The 16,392-nt window shown below is 69.9% G+C and carries 13 protein-coding genes; 10 read left to right on the forward strand and 3 right to left on the reverse strand.

Annotation, left to right across the window (positions count from 1 at the left end; translation table 11 throughout):
* The first annotated feature begins 5 nt into the window (after nt 1-5).
* A complete protein-coding gene (locus tag K1T34_RS19140; protein ID WP_220245606.1) occupies nt 6-989 on the forward strand; it encodes a lysylphosphatidylglycerol synthase transmembrane domain-containing protein in 984 nt (327 codons plus the stop codon).
* A gap of 59 nt (nt 990-1,048) precedes the next feature.
* Here the strand turns inward: K1T34_RS19140 and K1T34_RS19145 are convergent, their stop codons facing one another.
* The gene (locus K1T34_RS19145) at nt 1,049-2,980 is read right to left on the reverse strand and encodes a DUF6541 family protein (protein WP_220245607.1); all 1,932 of its coding nucleotides are present in this window, start codon (nt 2,978-2,980) and stop codon (nt 1,049-1,051) included.
* A gap of 293 nt (nt 2,981-3,273) precedes the next feature.
* On the opposite strand from K1T34_RS19145, the gene K1T34_RS19150 reads away from it, so the two are divergent.
* From K1T34_RS19150 to K1T34_RS19160, 3 genes are all read left to right on the forward strand, one after another.
* Nucleotides 3,274-4,812 (forward strand): hypothetical protein, encoded by a 1,539-nt coding sequence (locus tag K1T34_RS19150; RefSeq protein WP_220247286.1) that lies wholly within the window; start codon nt 3,274-3,276, stop codon nt 4,810-4,812.
* Nucleotides 4,809-6,179, forward strand: coding sequence for a hypothetical protein (locus tag K1T34_RS19155; RefSeq protein WP_220245608.1), 1,371 nt, complete (start codon nt 4,809-4,811; stop codon nt 6,177-6,179). The genes K1T34_RS19150 and K1T34_RS19155 overlap by 4 nt, the downstream gene beginning before the upstream one ends.
* Before the next feature lie 65 nt (nt 6,180-6,244).
* Nucleotides 6,245-6,994, forward strand: coding sequence for a 1-acyl-sn-glycerol-3-phosphate acyltransferase (locus tag K1T34_RS19160; protein WP_220245609.1), 750 nt, complete (start codon nt 6,245-6,247; stop codon nt 6,992-6,994).
* 250 nt (nt 6,995-7,244) lie between these two features.
* On the opposite strand, the gene K1T34_RS19165 is transcribed toward K1T34_RS19160, so the two are convergent.
* Nucleotides 7,245-8,030: an HAD family hydrolase gene (locus tag K1T34_RS19165; RefSeq protein ID WP_220247287.1), complete on the reverse strand. Its 786-nt coding sequence runs from the start codon at nt 8,028-8,030 to the stop codon at nt 7,245-7,247.
* Between the two features lie 93 nt (nt 8,031-8,123).
* Between K1T34_RS19165 and K1T34_RS19170 the strand changes: the two genes are divergently transcribed.
* Complete coding sequence (locus K1T34_RS19170; RefSeq protein WP_220245610.1) at nt 8,124-9,011, forward strand: LLM class flavin-dependent oxidoreductase; 888 nt, start codon at nt 8,124-8,126, stop codon at nt 9,009-9,011.
* 187 nt (nt 9,012-9,198) lie between these two features.
* On the opposite strand, the gene K1T34_RS19175 is transcribed toward K1T34_RS19170, so the two are convergent.
* Nucleotides 9,199-11,211, reverse strand: coding sequence for a DUF6541 family protein (locus K1T34_RS19175; protein WP_220245611.1), 2,013 nt, complete (start codon nt 11,209-11,211; stop codon nt 9,199-9,201).
* Nucleotides 11,212-11,299: 88 nt separating this feature from the next.
* Between K1T34_RS19175 and glf the strand changes: the two genes are divergently transcribed.
* From glf to K1T34_RS19200, 5 genes are all read left to right on the forward strand, one after another.
* Nucleotides 11,300-12,523 carry a UDP-galactopyranose mutase gene (gene glf, locus K1T34_RS19180; protein WP_220245612.1) on the forward strand — a complete coding sequence of 408 codons (1,224 nt, stop codon included), beginning with the start codon at nt 11,300-11,302 and terminating at the stop codon, nt 12,521-12,523.
* Entirely contained in the window at nt 12,516-13,076 is a 561-nt protein-coding gene (locus K1T34_RS19185; RefSeq protein ID WP_255638583.1) for a phosphatase PAP2 family protein, read from the forward strand. The genes glf and K1T34_RS19185 overlap by 8 nt, the downstream gene beginning before the upstream one ends.
* Complete coding sequence (locus K1T34_RS19190) at nt 13,073-14,122, forward strand: decaprenyl-phosphate phosphoribosyltransferase (protein ID WP_220245613.1); 1,050 nt, start codon at nt 13,073-13,075, stop codon at nt 14,120-14,122. The genes K1T34_RS19185 and K1T34_RS19190 overlap by 4 nt, the downstream gene beginning before the upstream one ends.
* Nucleotides 14,123-14,251: 129 nt before the next feature.
* Nucleotides 14,252-14,911 (forward strand): hypothetical protein, encoded by a 660-nt coding sequence (locus tag K1T34_RS53405; RefSeq protein WP_255638584.1) that lies wholly within the window; start codon nt 14,252-14,254, stop codon nt 14,909-14,911.
* 89 nt (nt 14,912-15,000) lie between these two features.
* Entirely contained in the window at nt 15,001-16,392 is a 1,392-nt protein-coding gene (locus tag K1T34_RS19200) for a hypothetical protein (protein ID WP_255638585.1), read from the forward strand.

A 16,392-nucleotide genomic window follows, 5' to 3' on the forward strand; every position in this document is an offset into this window, starting at 1 on the left:
GGTCAGTGACGACCGTTCGAACGCCTGAGGAGGACTCTCCGGCTCCTGCGCAGCCGAAGAAGTCCACCAAGGCGAAGATCCTCGACGCGGTGCGGTGGCTCGCGATCGTGCTCGTGGTGGTCTTCGCGGCCAAGGCGCTCACCGACAACTGGACCGAGTTCTGGCACACGCTGTCCGATGTGGCCTGGCAGTCGTCGGTGCTCAGCCTGGCCGCGCTGGTGCTGGCGATCATGGTGTCGACCTGGGGCTGGCAGGTTCTGGTCGACGACCTCGGCAAACCCATCGGCTACATCCGTGGCGCGCAGATCTGCCTGGTCGGCTCGCTCGGCAAGTACGTGCCGGGTTCCGTGTGGGCGTACCTGCTGCAGATGGAGCTGGGGCGCAAAGCGGGACTCGCGCGGGCCCGCATTTTCACGGGTTCGCTGATCCAGCTGGGCGTCGGCGTCGTGTCGGCGCTGGTCGTGTCGCTGCTGGCGGCGCCGACGGTGTTCAGCAACAGCCCGCGCGCGATGTGGCTGTTCGTGCTCATCCCGGTCGGCCTGGCGCTGCTCCACCCGCGCGTGCTGACGTGGGGCACTTCACTGGTGCTGAAAATTTTGCGGCGCCCGCCCCTCGAACGCCCCTTGACCTGGGCCGTGGTCCTCAAGACCTTCGGCGCTTCGACGCTGGCCTGGGTCCTGCAGGGCGTCCACCTGTGGCTCCTGGCCAACTCCGTCGGCGCGCCGGGCTTCAACGGCTTCGTGCTCTGCGTCGGCGCCATGGCCGTCGCGATGACCGTGGGCACCTTCGCCTTCATCCTGCCCAGCGGCATCGGCGTCCGCGAGGTGGCCCAGGTCGCCGTCCTCACGGCCAGCGGCCTCACCGTCGGCCAGGCCACTGCCTTCGCCGTGGCGTCGCGCGTCATGTTCACGGTCGCCGACCTCCTCACGGCGGGCTTCGCCGCGAGCGCGGCCTGGGCCACGAACCGCCGCATGGTCGCCGCCGCCTGACGCGGCTGGTCGCCGGCCGGCTGCGGTCCGGACCTCAGCCGGCTGAAAAACCCGCCGCCTCAGCCCTTCAACCGGTAAATCACCGCGTCCGAGTTCCGGTACACCTGCTCCAAGAACGGCAACCCGGCCAGCCCTACCAGCCCCGGCGACGCGTACGGCGGGTTCGGCGGCGCCATCGGCCGGCCCTGGATCACCCAGTGGATGTTGAGCCGCTGGACTGCCGAGCGCACCGCCGGGTCCGTCTCGTACTCGCGGAAGTTCCACGCCAGGTACAGCGCGTCCGAAGGGGGAGATGTGCCGTCGTCGTGGGCGGCGACGGTGCGGACGCCCGTGAGGGCATACGTCCAGACCGTGCCGTCGAGACGGTCGTTCATCGCCCACTCGCCCGGGGCCGCGAGGTGGCCGAGCTGGACCATCGCGGCTTCCTCGCCGGGCGTGATGGTCTGGTCGCGGGGGTTCGCGGAGCGGTAGCCGGAGGCGACGCGGTCGCTGTTCGATACCGCGTACAGGCCCTTCGTCGCGCCCACGAAGCCCAGCAGTACGAGCACCGCCAGGATCACCGACGGGACGCGCGGCGGCAGGTGCTCGCCGAGCCACTGCTGCACTGACGCCACGCCGTGGCCCGCGATGAACGACAGCGGCACGATCGCCATCGAAATGAAGCGGTACGGGTCGTCCCACCACGGTCGCGAAAACGCCATCACCAGCGGCAAGTTCGACGACGACACGGCGGCGTACGCGAGACCGGTGATCAGCGCCGTCACGCCGATCCACCGCAGGTCGCCGAGCCGCCGGAAGAAGATGAAGCCCAGCAGCAACGCCGCCGAAAGCCACAGCTGCGGATGCGGTTCCCAGTGCTGGAAGCCCAGCAACGCGCCGATCGCGGTGCTCGCGCGGTACTCGCTCGGCCAGCCCAGGTACGGCAGGCTGCCGTTGGCCAGGCCGAGCGCGCCGAACAGCTGCAGCCACGCCACCAGAACCGACGCCACCGCGATCGGCAGCAGCGCGAGCAGGTCGTGGCCGAAGCGGTGCCAGCGTCGGCCCGGGGAGAACCAGCGTTGCAGCAGCAGCGGCCCGGCGAACAGGATCGCGCCGAACAGCGTCGACGAGTGGATGCACAGCAGCCCGACCGCGGCCGCGACCAGCAGGAATCCGGTGTCGGGCGCCACGCGCTCCAGGTAGCGCCGCAGCACCACGGCCGCCAGCGGCGTCAAAGCCAGCCCCAGCAGGAACGGGAACAGCGGCCCGCGGTTCATCGACTCGTACGTGCTCATCACCGGTGCCGCCGACACGAGCGCCACCGCGCCGGCCAGCACCGCGCGGCCGCGGAACTCGCGCACCAGCACGACCAGCGACAGCGCCAGCAGACCCGGCAGCACGACGGTGTTCACGTCGAGCGTCAGCGGGATCGACGACTCGCCGGTCAGCGAGTACTGGATCGCGGCGAGCAGGTGGTACGCGTTGGGGTAGAAGGGCGGGTGGGCGTCGCCGTACCAGTTGAGCGTGCCCATGCCGAACAGGCTGCCGTCGCCGGTGGTCGCGATGTAGCGGACGCCGTTGGCCGCGTACGGCGCGTCACCGCCCTGCGCGATCGCGCCGAGGTGGCCCATGCCGCGCACGGCGGCGTAGAACCCGAGCCCCGTCGCCAGCAGCAGGCATCCGATCACGCCCCACTGCCCGCGCGCGGACCACACCCGCGGTTCCGCCACCGGCGGCCAGCGCCGCACCGTCAGCCGCCTCAGTCCGAACGCGACAGCCACGAAGACCACAGTGGTCACGCAGAACGTGAGCGTGTTGAACGGAAGCCCCATCGCCGCGGTCCACGGCCCCGCGAGACCGCCGATCGCGTAGCTCAGCAGCGGGGTGAGCCCGGCGAGCACCCAGCCACGCAGGCCCGCGGCCAGGCCGGTGAGCACCCCGGGCAGACCGACCACGAGCAGCAGGACGGCGAGACTCGCCACATCGGACAGCAGCGTGGGTTCGCTCGGCAACAGACTTCCTCGGCTGTGACGGATCCGCTCGGTACCTCCGGGTGGCGGATCGGAATCGGAGTCACAGATTAGCGGGCCCGATATACACCCGAACGGCTTATGTCCGAGAAGCGTAGGGAAGCGATTGACTGGACCAGCGTGAAGTGACGGCCGGAACCGCCAGACAACGCTGTGTATTCCGGCCAATTGCTCACCCGAAAGTGAGGTTTCGTCGCGGGGATTCACCGTGACAGCAGGTGGCGTCGGGGTGGCGGCCGGTGGGGACCGGCCGGGGGCTGGAGGCAGGGGGTCGCGTGGTCTACGCGGTCGTGGGGGGCTGGCTGGTGCTCGGCGCGCTCGTCGTCGCGACCTGGCGCCGGATCGCCACCGACGCCGGGTGGCGGGCGTTCGTGCTGGTGCTCGTGCTCGCGTTTTCGCTGGTGCACCAGCTGTTGTTCGCCACCGTGACCGAAGACGCGCTCGTCACCTTCCGTTATGCGCAGAACATCGCCGACGGCAACGGGCCCGTGTTCAATCCCGGTGACCGGACCGAGGGTTACGCGAATTTCCTGTGGCTCGTGGTGATCGCGTTGCCGCGCGCGGCATTCGGCGCGGATATCCCGACGTCGGCCGTTGTACTGGGTGTTGTCGCGGTGTTGGGGTGCGTTCTTCTCGCGTACTTCCTCACCAATCGCATCGTGCGCCTCGCGCTGCCGGAAGGCGCGGAACCGCAGCCCGCGATCGGTGTCGCGGCGGCCGTGCTGACGGCCGGCGCGAGCGGCCTCGCCGTGTACGGGCCGTCGGGCACCGAGCTGCCGATGTTCGTGCTGCTGGTGCTGGCCGTGGCCTACGCGCTGGTCGCCCGCCGGTCCGTGGTGGCGGGGGTTCTCGTGGCCGGCGCGGTGATGACCCGGCCGGAAGGTCTGGTGCTCGCCGTCGTCGCGGGGCTGTGGCTGGCGCTCGCCGCCGCGCGCGGCCGGCACGACTGGTGGACGCCGGCGGGCTACGTGCTGGGCGCGCTGGTGTTCCTCGTGCCGTGGACGGCCTGGCGCGCCACGTACTACCACCACTTCCTGCCCGACTCCGCCGTGCGCGTCCTCGGCCCCGACTGGCGTTACCTCGCGGGATTTTCACTGGCACACCTGGGTTTCCTGGTGCTTGCCGTTGCCGCTGTGGTGGGGTTGCTCGCACTGCGCACGCCCGAACGCGCGGCCGAACCGCGCGCGGCGCTGTGGCTGCTGTTCGCGTTGGCCTTGTGCTTCACGGTTTTCGTGGTCGTGCTCGACGGCGACACCGGCCCGTCGTGGCGGCTGCTCGTGCCTGTGCCGCCGCTGCTGGCCGTCGCTGCGGTGGGCGCGTACGGCGTCCTGACGGCCGCGAACCCGTCACCGAAGCCGCGCACGGTGTCGCATCTGGTGCCGGTGGTGGCGGCCGTGCTGACCGGGTTCGCGGTGCTCGTGTCGGTGGTGAGCCCGGACGTGCTCAAGAGCGTGCGGGCGTGGCACACCGACAGTGCACAGCTCGCGGAAGTCGGCGACTGGCTCGCTTCGTACCTGCCGCCCGGCTCCGTGGTGAGCGCCGGCGCGCCGGGCGCCATCGCCAGCCGCGCGGGCTCGCGGCTGCTGGTGGGCACCAACCTGATGCGCGCAACGGTGGCCGTCCCCGAGGAATCCGGCTACGCCAAGAGCCAGCACTGCGCCGCCGACACCCGCGCCTGGTACCGCGTCGCGACGTTCCGCCGCACCGGCACGCCGTTCTGGATCTCCGTGTACCCGCGCGCAGACGAGGCCAGCCTGCTCATCGACTACCTCGATCGAGCACCGGACTTCCAGTACGTATCGTGCCCGGGATGACGGTGGCGCGCCGGTCCACGGCCCTCGGGTTCGGGGTCTTCGGCGTGTCCCTGGCCGTGTTGCTGGTGCGCTTTCTCGTGCCGCGCCCCGTGTCCATGTCCGACAACGGCGACGGCTTCCGCGTCCTGTGCGGCGCCGGCATCACGTGGACCAGCAAGCCGGAGCAGTACGTCCACCTGGTGTACGAGGCCACACCCGGCGGCTGCGACCCGACGTACCAGCTGAGCCAGAGCTGGCTCGCGCGGCTGGCGGTGGGGTTCGGGTCGCGGTCGGAGCTGAGCCTGGTCGCGCTCGGCGTGATTTCTTCGGTTGTCGCCGCGGCAGCGGTGGCCGTGGTGGTGGCCGGGTTGCCGTACGGGCCGCGGGTGCGCTTGCCCGTGGCCGTCGGTTTGCTGCTGATGGTGGCGGATTCGGCGTTTTTCGGCTATTTCTCTTCGACTTTGGGCGAGGGGACGGCTTTTCTCGGCATTTTGCTGGCCGTCGGCGGCCTGCTGCTGATGGGGCGACGGTGGCTTTGGGTCGGCGCCGCGGTGACCGTCGTCGGCGGGTTGATGGCGGTGAACGCCAAGGTGCAGACGTTGATGGTCTTGCCGTTGCTGGTCATCGCGGTGCTGCTGGTGACGCGTTCTCGTTGGGTGCCGGGGGTTCTCGTGGTTCTCGCTCTGGCCGGCGGGACCTGGTGGGCTCAGACGGCCGTCGCCCCGGCTGTCGCTCCCGACGGCACGGCGTCTGCCCGACCCGGCGACGACTCGCGCGACATCAACATGGTGAACACGGTGTTCCTGAACATCATCGACGGCCACCACGACACGGCCGCGGATCTGGCGGCTCTCGGCCTGCCGCCGTCGTTTGGGCAATACGCGGGCAACGGCTGGTGGCACCCGCATCCCGTGACGTTGGACCCGCAGTACGCGCAGTACCGCGACCGCTTGAGCCGGCGCGACGTCGTGGAGTGGTTCGTCACGCACCCGGACCGCACCCTGGGCATTTTGAACCGCGCGGCCGGCGATCTGCTCACGGCGCGCCCTCCGTACCTGGCCTCCTTCGACGCTTCGGCCGGCTTGCCGCCGGCAGCGCAGGAGTACCGGGTGCCACTGTGGTCTGGCCTGACGGGGTTGCTGGCGCCCCTGGGCTTGTTCGCCTTGCTGCCCGTGTGGCTCCTCGTCGGCTGGCGCGCGTGGCGACATCGGCGGGCCGCGCTGGGCGTCGCCCTCGCGCTCCTCCTGACGACTGCGGTGGGCCAGTTCGCCGTGGCCGCGTTGGGCGACGGGATCGAGAACGTGAAGCACCAGGTCGTCGCGTTGTTCTGCACGCTGGTGGCGGTGGTGCTCGGTTGTTGCCCGGCGGTGGCGAAAGTTCCCGAATGACGCGTTTCGTGCCGACGATCACTTTGAGTAGCCGCGAAAAACCTACGGTCCCGTAGCCTCGCGGTATGGCCGACTTCGTGTACCCGCCCGTGCTGGTTGCCGCGCGGACGATGTTCCGGGTGCTGGACAACCGCATCCGCATCGAGGGCGCGCAGCACGTGCCGGCGCGCGGCGGGGCGGTGATCGCGTGCACGCACGTCAGCTACCTGGACTTCATCTATTGCGGCCTGGGCGCCCGGCCGGCCAAACGGCTGGTGCGGTTCATGGCCAAGCACGAGATCTTCGCGAACCGAGTGGCGGGACCGTTGATGCGGGGCATGCACCACATCCCCGTCGACAGGTCTGCCGGCCAGGCTTCGTACGAGGAGGCCGTCGCGCGGCTGCGTGCAGGGGAGGTCGTCGGCGTGTTTCCTGAAGCGACGATCAGCCGGTCGTTCACGGTGAAGGCCTTGAAGACGGGCGCTGTGCGCATGGCCGCGGAGGCCGGGGTACCCATCGTGCCGATGGCACTGTGGGGCACGCAGCGCCTGTGGACGAAGGGGCACCCGAAGGACCTCACGCGGCGCCACGTGCCCATCTCGATCCTGCTCGGCGCCCCGATGCACCCGATGCACCCGGGGCTCGCGGACGACTGCGAAGCGGGGACCGCCGAACTGCGCTCCCGCCTGTCGGAGCTCCTCGACCGCGCCCAGGCGGACTACCCGGAATCCCCCACGCCCTCCGAACGCTGGTGGCTCCCGGCCCACCTCGGCGGCACCGCCCCTACCCCGGAAGACGCCGCAGCTTTGGACGCCCGCCCCGCCACCCGGGACTGACTTGCCACTGCCGCTGGCAAGTCGCCGTGTCGATTGGCAAGTGGGAGCGGCAAGCGGCAACTAGCCGGTGAAGTGGCAAGTCAGGCCTCGAGTGGCGAACTCCGTGCCATGGCAAGTGCGCTGGTGAGCGGCAACTCGTCCAGCCCGCTGGCAAGACAGATCGCCAAGTGGCAAGTCGCCGTCACCACAGGCAAGTACCGAAGCCAGCGGCAAGATCCCACCGAGATCCCACTCCGAGTGGCAAGACCGCCTAAAACCACCGCTCCAAAACCTGCGCCACCCCATCCTCCGCAGCCGGCCCCGTCACCTCGTCCGCCACGTCCAGCACTGCGCGGTGACCGTTCGCCATCGCCACCCCGTGCCCGGCCCACTGCAGCATCTCCACGTCGTTCGGCATGTCGCCGAAAGCGATCACCCGCCCGGCCGGCACCGAAAACCGCTCAGCCACATCCGCCAACCCCGTCGCCTTCGTGACCCCGTGCGCCGACAGCTCGATCAGCCCGCCCGAAGACGAGTAGGTGATGTCGACCGCCCCGTCCAGCACCGCCCGCGCCGCCCTCGCCATTTCCTCCGACCCCAGGCCCCGGTGGCTGATCAGCAGCTTGATCGCCGAGTGCCCCAGTACCTCGGCGCGCGGAGCCGTCCGGCCCTCGCCGTCGCCCCACGGGTTCCGGTACTCCGGCTCGATCACAAAACTCCGGACATCCGTGCTGATCCGCTCCGTCGCCAGCCGGCACCCAGGCAGCGCCTTGTCCAGCGCCGAGGCCAGATCGTTCAGCAGCACAGGCGAAAGCAGCCCATGCACCGCCACCACCTCCGAAGAAGCGATATCCAGCAGCACCGCGCCGTTCGCACAAACCGCATACCCCGTCAGCCCCAACGGCCCCGCGATCGGCGGGATCCACCGCGGCGGCCGGCCGGTGCACAGGACGAACGGGACGCCGTCGGCGCGTACCCGTCGCACGACCTCGATGGTGCGAGCGGAAAGGACCTCGGTGGGGCCGAGCAGGGTGCCGTCGACGTCGGACGCGATCAAGCGGGGTTTCTCCACTGGCCCATTGTCCCCGAACCGGGCACGGGCACCGCCCGTTCGAGCGAATGTCGGTGGTTGCCGATACCGTCCACCCTCGTGCGAGCAGGCATCGTGATCCTTCCGGAAGATCGTTGGTGGGCGGCCGAGCCCAAGTGGCGGGCCGCCGAGGAGTACGGCTTCGACCACGCGTGGACCTACGACCACCTGGGTTGGAGATCCCTGGTCGACGGCCCGTGGTTCTCGGCCGTGCCCACCCTCACGGCCGCCGCCATGGTCACGTCCACCATCCGCCTGGGCACGTTCGTCGCGTCGCCCGTGGCGCGGCACCCGGTGCCGTTCGCGCGCGAGCTGATCACCCTCGACGACGTGTCCGACGGCCGGTTCGTGCTGGGCGTCGGCGCGGGCGTGGACTCGAAGAACTACGACGTGCAGGTGCTCGGCGCGCCCGACTTCACGCCGAAGCAGCGCGCCGACCGCTTCACGGAGTTCGTCGAATCGCTCGACGGCCTGCTGATGACCGACCGCTTCGACTTCGAGGGCGAGTACTACCAGGCCCACGGCGCCCGCAACCTCCCCGGCACCGTGCAGCGCCCACGGCTGCCGTTCGTCGTCGCGGCCAACGGACCGCGCACGATGACGCTGGCCGCCCGCTTCGGCGCCGGCTGGGCCACCACCGGCCGCGGCGGCGCGACCACCGACGAGTGGTGGCAGGGCATCGCCGAGCTCAGCCGCGTGTTCGACGAGCGTCTCGACGCCGCCGGCCGCGAGCGCGACTCCGTGCACCGCTACCTGAGCCTCGACGCGGCGCCGGTCTTCTCGCTGAGCAGCGTCGCCGCGTTCAGCGAAGCCGTCGAACGCTCGCGCGAGCTGGGCTTCACCGACGTCATCGCGCACTGGCCGCGTTCGAGCGGCCCGTACGAGGGCCACGAGTCCGTGCTGGAGCAGGTCGTGGAGAACGTGCTGCCCACGCTCAAGAACAGGTAGGCCGTTCAGGTGACTTCATCCCCGCCGGGAAACCGATTTCCCGACCCGGGCGTCAAGCAGGTGAGAAGAGGGGGAGACGGCCCTTCACCGGGCCGCTCTTCTCACCCGTGAGCACCCCGGGGGTGCTGGGGAATGGGAGGTCCTCGTGGCCGCGGCCGGGGCAGCCGCGGCCACGAGGCTCACAAAATCACTTCACGATCGTGTAGATCACCGCACCGGGATTCCGGTAGTCGACCCGCAGGAAATCGAGCCCGTCCAGCCTCTGCAGCCCGGGCGCGATCGGCGTGTCCTTGCGGATCGTGCCGCTGCCCACCAGCACGTGGTGCACGTCCAGCCGCCGCACGGCGTCGCGCACGCGCGGGTCCGTGTCGTAGTCGCGGAAGTGCAGGGCCAGGTACACGGCGTCCGGATCGACGTGGCCGCCGCCGTCGTAGTGGCCGGCCACCGGGTGCACGCCGGCGATCGCGTACATCCACGCGGTGCCGTCCATGCGGTCGTTGAGCACCTTCTCCTGCGCGGGGATCCCCATCGTGCCGAGGTGCTCCATGGCGGCGATCTCGTCGGCGCTCACCGGCGGCGTCACCTCGCCCTCGGGCCCGTTGTAGTACAGGTACGAGACGGCCGTCGCGTTCGCGTTGCGGTAGAACCCGCCGGTCAGCACGGCCATCGCGGCCACCACGACCACGGCCGTCACCAGGCCGAGCCGAGCCAGCACCTGCGGCCGCGAGCGCACCCACGAGCCGCTGCGGGCCAGCCGCGCGATCCACCGCTGCAGCTCCGCCATGCCGTGGCCCGCGAGCAGGCACAGCGGGATCGCGGCCAGCGCCATCAGCCGGTACCGGTCGTTCCACCACGGTCGTGACAGCGACACCACCCACGGCAGGTAGCCGTAGCAGGTGACCAGCACGAAGAATCCCGAAAGCCCGATCGCCGACAGCAGCACCCAGCGCATCCGCCGCAGTGTGAAAAACGTGAGCGTGCCCAGCGCGAGCAGCACCGTCAGCCAGATCTGCGGCCGGCTGAGCACCTGCTGGAACGTCACGAGCAGCTTCAGCGCGAGCGGGATCGGCAGGTTCGAGTTCCACGAGTAGTACGGGTACGCGCCGGAGGTGAACCCGATCGCGCCCAGGATCTGCGGCGCCGCCAGCACGCCGCTGACCACCAGGACCGGCAGCATCCGCAGCACGTCGCCCAGGATCACGCGCCACGCCGGCGTCTCGAGAGCCACGCCGTCCACGCGCTTGCGCCGCAGCGACCGGTACCAGCGCTGCACCACCAGCGGCAACGCGAACAGCACCGCGCCGAACAGCGCGCTCGAGTGCGCCGCGAGCAGCCCGTCGGCCGTCAACGCCAGGATCAGGCCCGTGTCGACGCCCGGGCGCACCAGGAACCGCTGCAGCGCCACCACGGCCAGCGGCGTGAGCACGATGCCCAGCGCGTACGGCAGCAGCCCGCTCGACACCGACTCGTACGCACCCGTCGTGGCGGCCGCCGCGACCAGCGCCGTGCAGCCCGCGTACACCGCGCGCCCGCCGAGCTGGCGGATCAGCGCCACCATCGACAGCGCGAACAGGCCTGCGACCGGCATGGTGATGGCGTTGAGCGTGACCGGGACGCTCGTGCCCGAGATCTGGTAGACCAGCGCGCCGACCAGGTGGTACGCGTTCGGGTAGAACGAGCCGTCGGGGTACCAGTTGATGGTGCCCATACCGGTGAGCGAGCCGTCGCCGGTGTCGGCGATGTAGCGGATGCCGTTCGCGTGGAACACGGTGTCCCAGCGCTGGAAGACGGCCGTCGTGCCGCCGCGCGCCGAGAGCACCACGGCGATCGACAGGCCCACGGCCACGACCAGGCACCCGGCCACGGCCCAGTGCGCCCGTTTGCTCCACTCGATCGGCGGCTCCTCCGCCCCCGGCCGCAGCCAGCCGCGGGCCATCAGCAGCCGCCGGACGCCGTACATGAGGGCCGCCAGACCCACGGTGCACAGGGCGGCGGATCCGACGTTGTACGGGAGCCCGGCGTCGGCGAGCCATGGGCCGGCCAGACCCGCTATGGCGTAGCTGACCAGCGGCGCGAGGCCGGCCAGCGCCCAGCCGCGCACTCCGGCCGCCCAGCCCACCAGGCCGCCGGGTATCGCCAGCACGGTCAGGTAGGTGACGACCGCTACCAAGTAGCTTCCCAAGGTGTCCGGTGCAGGCATGCTTCTCACGTGTGTCGGTGCGTTACGGCCGGCGGTATGCCGAGGTCGGTTCGGGCCACGGTGTCAGGACTGCGTACCCTGGGCGCCCGTGAGCGAGCACACGAACCCCGCCAAGATTACTGAACACGAGTTCGCCGGCTACGACCTCGTCGTCGTCGGGTCCGGTTTCTTCGGGCTGACCGTCGCCGAGCGGGCCGCGGCCGAGCTCGGCAAGAAGGTTCTGGTGCTCGAGCGCCGGAGCCACCTCGGCGGCAACGCCTACTCGGAGGCCGAGCCCGAGACCGGTATCGAGGTGCACAAGTACGGTGCGCACCTGTTCCACACTTCGAACAAGCGCGTGTGGGAGTACGTCAACCGCTTCACCGAGTTCACCGGCTACCAGCACCGGGTGTTCGCCAAGGTCAAGGACCAGGTCTACTCGTTCCCGATGAACCTGGCCCTGATCAACCAGTTCTTCGGCAAGTCCCACACCCCGGACGAGGCCCGTGAGCTCATCGCCAAGCAGGCGTCCGAGTTCCAGACCGACGCCGCCGAGAACCTCGAGGAAAAGGCCATCTCGCTGGTCGGCCGCCCGCTGTACGAGGCCTTCATCCGTGGGTACACCGCGAAGCAGTGGGAGAACGACCCCAAGAACCTGGGCGCGAACATCATCACGCGCCTGCCGGTCCGGTACACGTTCGACAACCGGTATTTCAACGACACCTACGAGGGCCTGCCCGTCGACGGGTACACCGCGTGGCTCGAGAAGATGGCCGAGCACGAGAACATCGAGATCCGGCTGAACGTCGACTACTTCGACGTACGCGACCAGATCCCCGCGGGCACGCCGACCGTCTACACCGGGCCGCTGGACCGCTACTTCGACTACTCGGCGGGCCGGTTCACCTGGCGCACCGTCGACTTCGAGTCCGAGGTAGCGGAGACCGGTGACTTCCAGGGCGCCCCGGTCGTGAACTACAACGACCAGGAAGTGCCCTACACCCGCATCATCGAGTTCCGCCACTTCCACCCGGAGCGGGACTACCCGAAGGACAAGACCGTCATCTTCCGCGAGTTCTCGCGCTTCGCGACGGAAGACGACGAGCCGTACTACCCGATCAACACGCCGGAGAACCGCGAGAAGCTCGAGAGCTACCGCGAACTGGCCAAGGCCGAGGCCCGCGAGAAGAACGTGCTGTTCGGCGGCCGCCTTGGCACGTACAAGTACCTCGACATGCACATGGCGATCGGCTCGGCGCTGTCGATGTTCGACAACAAGATCGCGCCGCACCTCACCGAGGGCAAGCCCCTCGACGGGTCGATCGATGCTTGAGCAGCGTGCTGTTCCGGCCGAGGCCGGAACTCCCGTCGTGACGCCGGCGGCCGAACCGAGTGGTGAGGTCGCCGTGTTGTCCCAGGCCCAGCGCTTCCTGAAGAAGCCGGGCACGGTGCAGGTCGCGCGCGGGATGTCGCTGTTCGGCGAGCACAGCGCGGGCTGGTTCGCGCTCGGCCTGATCGGCGCCGCGGTGGACAAGCCACGGCGCAAGGACTGGCTCGTCGCGTCCGCCGGCGTCGTCGGCGCGCACGCCGCCTCGATCGCCGTGAAACGCGTGGTCAGGCGGCGTCGTCCGGACCACCCGAGCGTCGAGGTCCTGGTCGGCACGCCGAGCAAGCTGAGCTTCCCGTCTTCGCACGCGACGTCCACGACGGCCGCGGCAGTGCTCTACTCCGGACTCACCGGGCGTAACCTGGTCCCCGCCCTCGTACCGCCGATGCTGGCCTCGCGGCTGCTGCTCGGCGTCCACTATCCGACCGACGTACTGGCCGGTGCGGCCCTGGGAGGCCTCGTCGGTGGTCTGATCCGACGGAAGCTGAAGAGACGATGAGCGAAACGACCGACGAGCGTGCCGAGAACTCGACCGACCCGGCTGAATCCGCGAAGGCGGACGAAGCCGTGAAGGTCGAGACGGAGGAAGCTGCCGCTGACGCGGCCGCCTCCTCGACCGCCGTTTCGGAGCCGGCGACCCCGGCTGCCGCTTCGGCCGGCACGAACCCCGTGGCGCTGGTGCTGGGCGTGATCAAGACTGCGCGCCCGAAGCAGTGGGTGAAGAACGTGCTGGTGTTCGCCGCACCGTTCTTCGCGTTCTCGAAGGCGACCAACCGCACCGAGCTGGTCATCGACGCGCTGATCGCGTTCGTGGCCTTCTCGCTGACGGCCTCGTCGGTCTACCTCATCAACGACGCCGTCGACGTCGACGCCGACCGCGCCCACCCGACGAAGCGCAACCGGCCCATCGCGGCCGGGATCGTGCCGGTGCCGGTGGCTTACGCCGCCGCGGTGGTGTTCTTCCTGGCCGGTCTCGCGGTGTCCTTCACCGCGAGCTGGGAGCTGGCCGTGGTGCTCGGCGTGTACGAAGCCGTGCAGCTCGGGTACTGCTTCGGGCTCAAGCACCAGCCGGTGGTGGACCTCGCGATCGTCGGCTCGGGCTTCCTGATGCGCTCGATCGCCGGTGGTGTCGCCGGCGGGATCGCCATGTCGCAGTGGTTCCTGCTGGTCACGGCGTTCGGCTCGCTGTTCATGGTGGCGGGCAAGCGCTACGCGGAGATCATGCTGTTCGAACGCACGGGCGCGAAGATCCGGTCGTCGCTGAAGAAGTACTCGGCGAGTTACCTGCGTTTCGTTTGGGCGACGTCGGCGGCCATTCTGATCATGTCCTACTGCCTGTGGGCGTTCGAGATCCGGCAGGCGGAGCACGATTCGCTGTGGGCTGTCGTGTCTATGGTGCCGTTCGTGATCGCTGTGCTGCGGTACGCGGTGGACGTCGATGGTGGCAACGCCGGGGCGCCGGATGAGATCGCCTTGCGGGACCGGGTGTTGCAGGTGCTCGGGTTGACGTGGGTTGTGACGTTGTTCCTGTCGTTCTACCTGTGAGTCGTTTTACCTGTGAATTGCGCTGGAATTTAGACAGCTGAGCTTCAGGCTGCGCACAGAAATACCGGTCATCCTCGGACGTGGGGGCGAGCAGGCCGCTCGTCCCCACTTCAGCCGGAGGAGCCGAAGATGAGTGACCAGGTCCCGCCGGAGCAGTCCGGTGATGGTGGTTTGCCGCAGGATGCGACGGCGGAGGGTTCGCAGCCCGGTGTCGGTGGTGCGGCTGCTGCTGGTGGTTCTGGGGATGACACGCACGTGACGGCGGAGAACCAGCAGCAGGGGGTTGGCGCCGGCGGGCAGCAGGCGCCGGGGCCGCAGCAGGTCCCGCCGGGACAGCAGCAGGCAGGAGCTCCACAGCCTGGAATGCAGCAGCCGGGTGTGCAGCAGCCCGGCGCGCAGCAGCCCGGCATGCAGCAGCCTGGAATGCCGCAGCCTGGAATGCCGCAGCAGCCGTACGGTCAGCAGCCTCCGCCTGGTGCGTGGGGCGCACCGCAGCCGGCTCGCCGGCCCGGCGGGTTCCGCCGGTTCGTGGGCAACCGGGTGACCCAGCTGGTCGGTGTCGGCGTCCTGGGGCTGCTCGTCGGCGGCGGGATCGTCGGCGGCGTCATGGCCGCGACTCAGCACGACGGGCGGCCGGGGATGTCGCACTTCCGCGATGGCGGTGGTGGTGGCGGGTACCGAGATTTCCGTGGTGGGCCTGGGTTCGGCCAGGGTGGGCCTGGTGGCCCCGGTGGAACTGGAACCAGCAACGGAACAGGAACCGGAACAGGGACTGGTGACGGGATCTGATCGCTCGGTCCCGCGCTGGCTCGTGCGCGGCCTGAAGGGACCAGAGTAGGTCACAGAAAGATCACGGCGGTTGTGTACGGTGTCGCGTGATGCGAAGCGACACCGTCGTCCGGCCGGCCATCGACAGGTGGCTGCCGCTCGGTGTCGCGGCCGTGTCAGCCGCCGTGTTCCTGCTGGCCAGCCGACATTTGGTCGACGACGCATACGTCACGCTGTCCTACGCCCGCAATCTCGCCCTGCACGGCCACTGGGGCCTCGTCGAGCAAGGCACGGCCAACACGGCCACCTCGCCGCTGCACGTAGCCGCTGTGGCCGCCGTGACGGTCGTTGTGCGCGACGCGGTGGTGGGGGCCGGCGTGGTGTTCGTGGCCGCGCAGGTGCTGCTCGCGACAGGACTCAACAGGCTCGCCGAAAAAACCGGCCTCCCGCGCCAGTTCGTGCTGCTCGCCTTCGCCGCCTTGCTGCTCAACCCGCTGCTCGTGTCAGCGGTCGGGCTGGAGGTGTTGCCTGCGGCGGCCGGTGCGGTGTGGATGCTGGTGTTCGCGACGGAACGGCGGCCCGCCGCGCTCGGGTTTGCCGCCGGGGCCTTGCTGCTCGTGCGGGTCGATCTGCTGGTGGTCGCGCTGGTGGTGTTCGTGGCGCGGCCGAGGTTCTGGGAGGGCGTCTGGCGGACGACGTTCGCGGCCCTTGTCGTTGCGGTGCCGTGGTTTGCGTTCAGCTGGTTCGTGCTCGGGTCGGCGGTGCCGGACACCGTCGTCTTTCAGCAGCCGACGGTGCCGTGGCTCGACTTCCCGGCCGCCACGCTGATTTCGTTTCTGCCGGTGCCGCTCGCGGCCATCGTGGCGCTGGTCCGCCGGGACGAAGCCACTCGGCCGTTCGCCGTACTCGCGGGGGCCGGGATCGTGCACTCGGTGGTCGTCGCGTCGCCTGATCCGTGGTCGTACGCGCCCGCGATCGTTGGTGCGACGGTGTTTCTCGCGGCGTGGATCTGCGTGACGCCGCACCGCGTCCCGGCGGCGGCCGCGGCGGGGCTGGTGCTCGCCGCCGCGGTCGGCGTGTATGTGGCGCCCGGTCTGCCGCGACGGTTCGCGCCGATCACGGGCAACCTCGCCGCGACGGATGAGTACCGCGAGATCGGCACGCAGCTGGCCACGCTGGCGAAGGGGCGCGCCGTGGAGAGCCCCAGCGAAACGGGTGCGCTCGCGTACGCGTGCGATTGTCACCTCGTCGGCGAGTTCTCCGACCGCGGTGCCGTCGACCCCGCGATCACCGAGACGAAGCTGCGCAGCAACGAGCTCGGCCGGGCCCTGATCGAAGCCAACTTCCACCACTTCGACCACGGCGTCGCGCCCACGACCCCGGACCTGGTGCTCGAAACGACGCCGCGCGCGCCTCCGCCGACGGCGCTGGCGGCCTGGACCATCGACTCACCCCGCGCCGGCATGCAGCACCTCTACCTGGCGCCGGCGCGCGGGCAGTGA

Source organism: Amycolatopsis sp. DSM 110486 (assembly GCF_019468465.1).
GTDB lineage: Bacteria > Actinomycetota > Actinomycetes > Mycobacteriales > Pseudonocardiaceae > Amycolatopsis.

Bases quoted from the DNA above. Each gene is read 5' to 3' on its own strand.
- K1T34_RS19155 (WP_220245608.1), top strand. From the start codon at position 4,809: ATGACGGTGGCGCGCCGGTCCACGGCCCTCGGGTTCGGGGTCTTCGGC.
- K1T34_RS19160 (WP_220245609.1), top strand. From the start codon at position 6,245: ATGGCCGACTTCGTGTACCCGCCCGTGCTGGTTGCCGCGCGGACGATG.
- K1T34_RS19175 (WP_220245611.1), bottom strand. From the start codon at position 11,211: ATGCCTGCACCGGACACCTTGGGAAGCTACTTGGTAGCGGTCGTCACC.
- K1T34_RS19185 (WP_255638583.1), top strand. From the start codon at position 12,516: ATGCTTGAGCAGCGTGCTGTTCCGGCCGAGGCCGGAACTCCCGTCGTG.
- K1T34_RS19190 (WP_220245613.1), top strand. From the start codon at position 13,073: ATGAGCGAAACGACCGACGAGCGTGCCGAGAACTCGACCGACCCGGCT.
- K1T34_RS53405 (WP_255638584.1), top strand. From the start codon at position 14,252: ATGAGTGACCAGGTCCCGCCGGAGCAGTCCGGTGATGGTGGTTTGCCG.
- K1T34_RS19200 (WP_255638585.1), top strand. From the start codon at position 15,001: ATGCGAAGCGACACCGTCGTCCGGCCGGCCATCGACAGGTGGCTGCCG.